The sequence below is a fragment of the Pseudomonas sp. GW704-F2 genome (genome assembly GCF_059423025.1).
In genome coordinates, this window is the sequence record NZ_JBWKXO010000086.1 from 1 (window position 1) to 6,481 (window position 6,481).

Sequence of the window (6,481 nt, forward strand, 5' to 3'; positions counted from 1 at the left end):
AGTCCGCAAAAACAAATGCCCCGACAAGTCGGGGCATTTGTTTTTAGCCGGTGCAGGGTGCGTTTTCACACAGCCTGCATGTGGTCGCCTTTTTTGTGCGCGGGTATTAGCGCATTTTCAGGATCTTCAGCCCCAGATGCTGGCCGTCGCCCTCGTTCCTCGCCCATACCACCTGGGTGTCCGCTTCCAGGCCCGCGAGGGCCGCGTGCTCCGACTCGATACGCACGGTCAGCAGATCGCCCACCGTGAACTGGCGAGGTGCCTGCACCTGCATGCCGGAGCTGGAGAGGTCCACGCAAACCCCGTCAATTTCTTGCCCTGCATGGATCAAAGAGACATTGGCATCCACTCGCATGCGGATGAAATCGCGCTTTTCAGCGTAGTCGCGCTCGTGTTCGCTCACAGCTTCCATCCTTACTTTGTGTTGTGGTGATGGCTGTTCTTATAACTCCCGGTGATTTGCGATGTAAAGACGTTCGGCGACCATCGGCATGAGCTTGAAACCCCTGTCGGATGGGAGTACCGTCTGCGCCTTAGAAGGGCACCTCTGCTTTACCTTTGTGCGTGGGCAAAAAGCCTATGCTTTGTAGGACAGAGAGGCTAGAAAGCGAATCCAGTAGCGTGAGCCCGGCCATTGCCGAGCCGCCTACGCCAACCTAATTCTGGCGCCGTTTGCCCACATGCCAAAAACCAGTGCCACGCTGCTGATAATCGATGACGACGAAGTAGTGCGCGCAAGCCTTGCGGCCTATTTGGAAGACAGTGGCTTCAGCGTCCTGCAGGCCAGCAATGGCCAACAGGGTCTCCAGGTATTCGAGCGCGACAAGCCCGACCTCGTGATCTGCGATCTGCGCATGCCCCAGATGGGCGGCCTCGAACTGATTCGCCAGGTGACCGAGCTTGCTCCGCAGACGCCGGTGATTGTCGTGTCAGGTGCCGGGGTGATGAACGATGCCGTCGAGGCCCTGCGCCTGGGCGCCGCCGACTACCTGATCAAGCCCCTGGAAGACCTGGCGGTGCTGGAGCACTCGGTGCGCCGTGCCCTGGACCGCGCACGCCTGCTGGTGGAAAACCAGCGCTACCGCGAAAAGCTCGAAACCGCCAACCGCGAACTCGAAGCCAGCCTGAACCTGCTCCAGGAAGACCAGAACGCCGGTCGCCAGGTGCAGATGAACATGCTGCCGGTCAGCCCGTGGACCATCGATGAGTTCAAATTTGCGCACCAGATCATCCCGTCGCTGTACCTGTCGGGTGATTTTGTCGACTATTTCCGCGTAGATGAGCGGCGGGTGGCGTTTTATCTGGCCGACGTGTCCGGCCACGGCGCGTCCTCGGCATTTGTCACCGTGTTGTTGAAGTTCATGACCACACGGCTGCTGTTCGAATCCAAGCGCAATGGCACCTTGCCGGAGTTCACCCCCTCCGAGGTGCTGGGCCACATCAACCGAGGCCTGATCAGCTGCAAGCTGGGCAAGCACGTGACGATGGTGGGCGGCGTGATTGATGAAGAAACCGGTCTTTTGACCTACAGCATCGGCGGTCACCTGCCGATGCCGGTTTTATACACTCCTGACAGTGTGCGCTACCTGGAAGGGCGTGGTCTGCCCGTCGGCTTGTTCAATGAAGCCACCTACGAAGACCACATCCTGGAGCTGCCGCCGACCTTCAGCCTGACGCTGATGTCCGATGGCATCCTCGACCTTCTTCCAGAGCCTACACTCAAAGAGAAAGAAGCCGCCTTGCCCCAACGGGTCAAGTCGGCGGGCGGCAGCCTGGATGGCCTGCGGCAGGTTTTTGGATTGGCCACGCTAGGGGAGATGCCGGATGATATCGCCCTATTGGTGTTGAGCAGGAATCTTTGATGAGTACCGGAAGAATCCAATTCGCCGAGCAAGACGGGACGTTTGTCCTGAAGTTTGTCGGTGAAGTGCGCCTGACCTTGTGTTCGGCGCTGGATGCAACGATTGAGCGGATCTTCACAGCGCTGAATTTCTCGGCGATCGTGATCGATCTGACCGAAACCCGCAGCATCGATAGCACCACGCTTGGGCTGTTGGCCAAGTTGTCCATTCTGTCTCGGCAGAAGGTCGGCCTGTTGCCCACTGTCGTCACCACCCACGAAGACATCACCCGTCTGCTGCAGTCCATGGGCTTCGATCAAGTGTTCAACATCGTTGACCGCCCGATCCCCTGCCCGGAATGTCTGACCGACCTGCCGTCCCAGGACCAATCCGAGGAAATCGTGCGGATCAAGGTGCTGGAAGCGCACAAAATCCTGATGGGCTTGAACGAGTCCAACCGCGAAGCCTTCCACGACCTCGTCAACGCCCTCGAACGCCACTGATACTCCCCGGGTGTGGGAGGGGGCTTGCTCCCGATTGCCCCAGACCTGTCAGTACATGCCTAACGGATTGACGCAAAAAAAGGGCGGAACCCTCACAGGTCCCGCCCTTTTTGCTGCCGCCGCTGTTACAGCTTGGCAGCCAGCAACGCCTCCAGCTTCTCCTGGTCGCGGGCAAACTGACGAATCCCCTCGGCCAGCTTCTCGGTCGCCATCGCATCCTCGTTGGACTCCCAACGGAACTGCGCTTCAGTCAGATGCACCCGCGCTTCACCGGCATGGCCTGGCGACAACTTGCGCTCCAGCTTGCCGGTATCGGCCGCCAGTTTCTCCAGCAGGTCCGGGCTGATGGTCAGGCGATCACAACCGGCCAGCTCTTCGATCTGGCTCAGGTTGCGGAAACTCGCACCCATTACCACGGTCTTGTAGCCATTGGCCTTGTAGTAGTTGTAGATGCGCGTCACCGACTGCACGCCCGGATCGTCGGCGCCGGTGTAGTCGTTGCCGTTGGCTTTCTTGTACCAGTCGTAGATACGGCCCACGAACGGCGAAATCAGGAACACGCCCGCTTCGGCACAGGCCACGGCCTGGGCGAAGGAGAACAGCAGCGTCAGGTTGGTCTGGATGCCTTCTTTTTCCAGCTTCTCCGCCGCGCGGATACCTTCCCAGGTGGACGCGATCTTGATCAGCACGCGATCACGGCCAACCCCGGCTTTTTCGTACAGGTCGATCAGACGGTGCGCGCGCTTGAGTACGGCGTCAGTGTCGAACGACAAGCGTGCATCCACTTCGGTGGAGATACGGCCGGGCACCACTTTCAGGATCTCTTGACCCACCGCTACCGCAAAACGGTCGCTGGCCAGGCCGACATCACCGTTGCAGTCCTTCACGCACTCATCCAGCAACTTGGCATAGCCCGGGATCGACGCGGCCTTGAGCAGCAGGGAAGGGTTGGTGGTGGCATCTTGCGGCTTGAGATTGGCGAGGGCCGCAAAATCGCCGGTATCGGCGACGACGGTGGTGAACTGTTTGAGTTGTTCCAGCTTGGAAGTCATGAGCGTGCTCTGTCCTATGGGTCTGATGACATTACCCGAGCGCTGGCAGGCGCTCAAGGGCGCAAATGCGTTCGATCGTTTGCGAGGGCAACAACCTGAAAACAGCCGTTTGAATGACTGGCCTTGCTGGTAAATAGGAGGGCAAAATCGCCCGCAGGTTCAACCCGACAGCTCGATGAACACTGCGATCAACCTGTGGGCGCCGGTTTCAGCGGCCCTCCAACAACCCCGCCGCCTGATCCAGCAACGCCAGCGGGTCACTCGCTTTATGAATATCCACCGACAACAACTGCCGGAACTTGCGCGCCCCAGGGAAACCGGTGCCCAACCCCAGCACATGCCGCGTAATGTGATGCATCGAGCCACCGCTTGCCAAATGCTCCGCGATATAAGGCCGCAACTGCGCCAACGCCTCTGCCCGACTGATCACCGGCCGCGTGCTGCCAAACAACTGCTGATCCACCTCTGCCAGTAAATACGGATTGTGATAAGCCTCCCGGCCCAGCATCACCCCGTCAAACGTCTGCAAATGCTCATGGCACTGCTCCAGCGTCTTGATCCCGCCGTTGAGAATAATCTCCAACTCGGCAAAATCGCGCTTCAACTGCGCCGCCACGTCATAACGCAACGGCGGAATGTCGCGATTCTCCTTCGGCGACAACCCCTCCAGAATCGCAATCCGCGCATGCACGGTAAAACTGGTACACCCCGCGTCCTTCACCTGCCCGACGAAATCGCACAATTGCGCATAACTGTCCCGCCCATTGATCCCGATACGGTGCTTCACCGTCACCGGAATCGACACCGCATCGCGCATCGCCTTCACGCAATCGGCCACCAACGCCGGATGGCCCATCAGACACGCGCCGATCATATTGTTCTGCACCCGATCGCTGGGGCAGCCGACGTTCAGGTTCACTTCATCGTAACCGGCAGCCTCGGCCATACGGGCACAGGCGGCCAGATCGGCGGGAACACTGCCGCCCAGTTGGAGGGCGAGCGGGTGCTCGGCGTCGTTGTGGCGCAGGAAGCGCTCGTGATCGCCGTGGAGGATCGCGCCGGTGGTGACCATCTCGGTGTAGAGCAGGGCGTGTTTGGAGAGCAGGCGTAGGAAGAACCGGCAGTGGCGGTCGGTCCAGTCCATCATCGGCGCCACACTGAACCGGCGTGACGGCTCTGAGCGGGAAGGGCTAGCTTTTACTGGAGATTCTGCTTTTTCGGAATTCATTAGTACTGATCTTTTATACAGTAGTTTTTACCCGTTTTCCCTTGTTTTCTAGAGTCGGTTGCTACATTGTAGCGATCGAATTCGGCAATGTAACAACTGGAAATGGGCACGATCACAGCACGTAAGCGCAAGGACAACTCGACAGCCTACACGGCGCAGATACGGATCAATCGGGATGGCAAGACAGTTTATCAGGAAAGCCAAACCTTCGACCGTAAGCAGGTTGCCCAGGCCTGGATCAAGCGACGGGAGACCGAGCTGGCCCAGCCAGGTGCTATTGAGCGGGCGAATCGGAAAGGAGTGACGGTCAAGAAGATGATCGAGCAGTATCTGGATGAGTACGAGAAGATCCGCCCGCTTGGCAAGACCAAGAGTGCGACGTTGAGCGCGATCAAGGAAACTTGGCTAGGTGAGTTGGATGATGCAGCGCTGAGCAGCCAGAAGCTGGTGGAGTACGCGCAGTGGCGGATGAGCGAGGAAGGCGGCGGTGTGCAGGCGCAGACGGTTGGTAATGATCTGTCGCACCTGGGGGCTGTGTTGTCTGTGGCACGACCAGCATGGGGCTATGAGGTCGATCCGCATGCGATGCCTGACGCTCGCAAGGTCTTGCGCAAGCTTGGCATGGTCAGCAAGAGCAAGGAGCGTAATCGCCGGCCAACGCTCGAGGAGCTGGATAAGCTCATGGGGCATTTTTTTGAGATGCAGAAGCGCCGGCCGGACTCTATTCATATGCCGAAAATGATTGCCTTTGCGCTTTTCTCGACGCGTCGGCAGGAGGAGATCACTCGGATTCGATGGGAGGATCTCGACTGCGCTCGGCAGGCTGTCTTGGTGCGGGATATGAAGAACCCTGGGCAAAAGATCGGTAACGATGTGTGGTGTCATCTGCCGGATGAGGCCTGGGCGATCCTTTGCACCATGCCGAAGGTTGAGCGAGAGATCTTTCCCTATAACGCTAAGTCGGTGTCTGCGTCCTTCACACGCGCATGTCCGATGCTGGGGATAGAAGACCTGCACTTTCATGATTTGCGCCATGAGGGGGTAAGTCGGCTGTTTGAGATGGATTGGGATATACCGAGGGTGTCGAGCGTCTCTGGTCATCGCGATTGGAATTCTCTCCGTCGTTATACTCATCTACGTGGCCGTGGCGATGTGTATAAAAGCTGGAGATGGTTGGAAAAAGTGTTGCTTGTTGCGTGAAAAACTTAGGGAAATACGTGATGGTTGATTTTGATTTCAAGAGGCTGACTGCCTATCTTAAGCGTAACTTGGTCGGGATGTTGGTGGTTGCTACTATCTATGCAGGTGTTGGTTTAAAGCTTTGGGACGTACAAAAAGATCAAGAGATCGAGTCAAAGCGATTAGCTCAAGAGCGTGTAGTGCTGAATGACCTGAAGGTGGAGTTTGAAAAAGAAAAGGCGAGCTCTTCAGTTGAACAAGCGAAGCGCGATTTGGAACTACAAAAGCGCGAGTTTCTCATCGCACGCACTGACGAAGAAATTGCCAAGCAACAGATAGAGCTAGGCACTAGAGAGCAGTCATTGTTGGACTCGACACAGAGACTTCAGGCGGGCCAACGATTACTTAGTCAAGAGCAGGTAGCTGCTTCAGTTGAGGAAAAAATTCAGACGTTAATGAATGAATTCTCCGAGTTAGGGGTAAGTTTGGATGATAACTATTTCTGTCTGACGGGTGAGTATCTAAAAAGATATTACTCTGCAAAAGCAAAGTTTTCCCAGATATACACTCTGGCTAAAGCTAATCTGATGCTCGGTAAATATGGCGATTTCATAGAACAGAATAAGCCGCAGCGTCGTTGGTATTATTGTTCAAGATGAGCTAAGGGGGGCATTGGTC

The 6,481-nt window shown here is 57.0% G+C and carries 7 protein-coding genes; 4 read left to right on the top strand and 3 right to left on the bottom strand.

The genetic code is table 11. From position 1 onward, the window contains the following. Nucleotides 1-106 precede the first annotated feature (106 nt). Entirely contained in the window at nucleotides 107-403 is a 297-nt protein-coding gene (locus tag AC07W0_RS30745) for a PilZ domain-containing protein (protein ID WP_046384310.1), read from the bottom strand. Between the two features lie 277 nt (nucleotides 404-680). On the opposite strand from AC07W0_RS30745, the gene rssB reads away from it, so the two are divergent. Both rssB and rssC read left to right on the top strand, forming a co-directional pair. Further along, on the top strand, nucleotides 681-1,862 hold the full coding sequence (rssB, locus tag AC07W0_RS30750; RefSeq protein ID WP_017848892.1) for a two-component system response regulator RssB: 1,182 nt from the start codon (nucleotides 681-683) through the stop codon (nucleotides 1,860-1,862). After that, a complete protein-coding gene (gene rssC / locus AC07W0_RS30755; RefSeq protein ID WP_017848891.1) occupies nucleotides 1,862-2,344 on the top strand; it encodes an anti-sigma factor antagonist RssC in 483 nt (160 codons plus the stop codon). The genes rssB and rssC overlap by 1 nt, the downstream gene beginning before the upstream one ends. Before the next feature lie 125 nt (nucleotides 2,345-2,469). On the opposite strand, the gene tal is transcribed toward rssC, so the two are convergent. Further along, the gene (tal, locus tag AC07W0_RS30760; RefSeq protein ID WP_017848890.1) at nucleotides 2,470-3,396 is read right to left on the bottom strand and encodes a transaldolase; all 927 of its coding nucleotides are present in this window, start codon (nucleotides 3,394-3,396) and stop codon (nucleotides 2,470-2,472) included. A 208-nt stretch (nucleotides 3,397-3,604) separates the two neighbouring features. Then, the gene (gene dusA, locus AC07W0_RS30765) at nucleotides 3,605-4,624 is read right to left on the bottom strand and encodes a tRNA dihydrouridine(20/20a) synthase DusA (RefSeq protein ID WP_102619007.1); all 1,020 of its coding nucleotides are present in this window, start codon (nucleotides 4,622-4,624) and stop codon (nucleotides 3,605-3,607) included. Between the two features lie 102 nt (nucleotides 4,625-4,726). On the opposite strand from dusA, the gene AC07W0_RS30770 reads away from it, so the two are divergent. Then, nucleotides 4,727-5,824, top strand: coding sequence for a site-specific integrase (locus AC07W0_RS30770; RefSeq protein ID WP_102619008.1), 1,098 nt, complete (start codon nucleotides 4,727-4,729; stop codon nucleotides 5,822-5,824). 20 nt (nucleotides 5,825-5,844) lie between these two features. Further along, nucleotides 5,845-6,462: a hypothetical protein gene (locus AC07W0_RS30775; RefSeq protein ID WP_102619009.1), complete on the top strand. Its 618-nt coding sequence runs from the start codon at nucleotides 5,845-5,847 to the stop codon at nucleotides 6,460-6,462. Nucleotides 6,463-6,481: the final 19 nt, after the last annotated feature.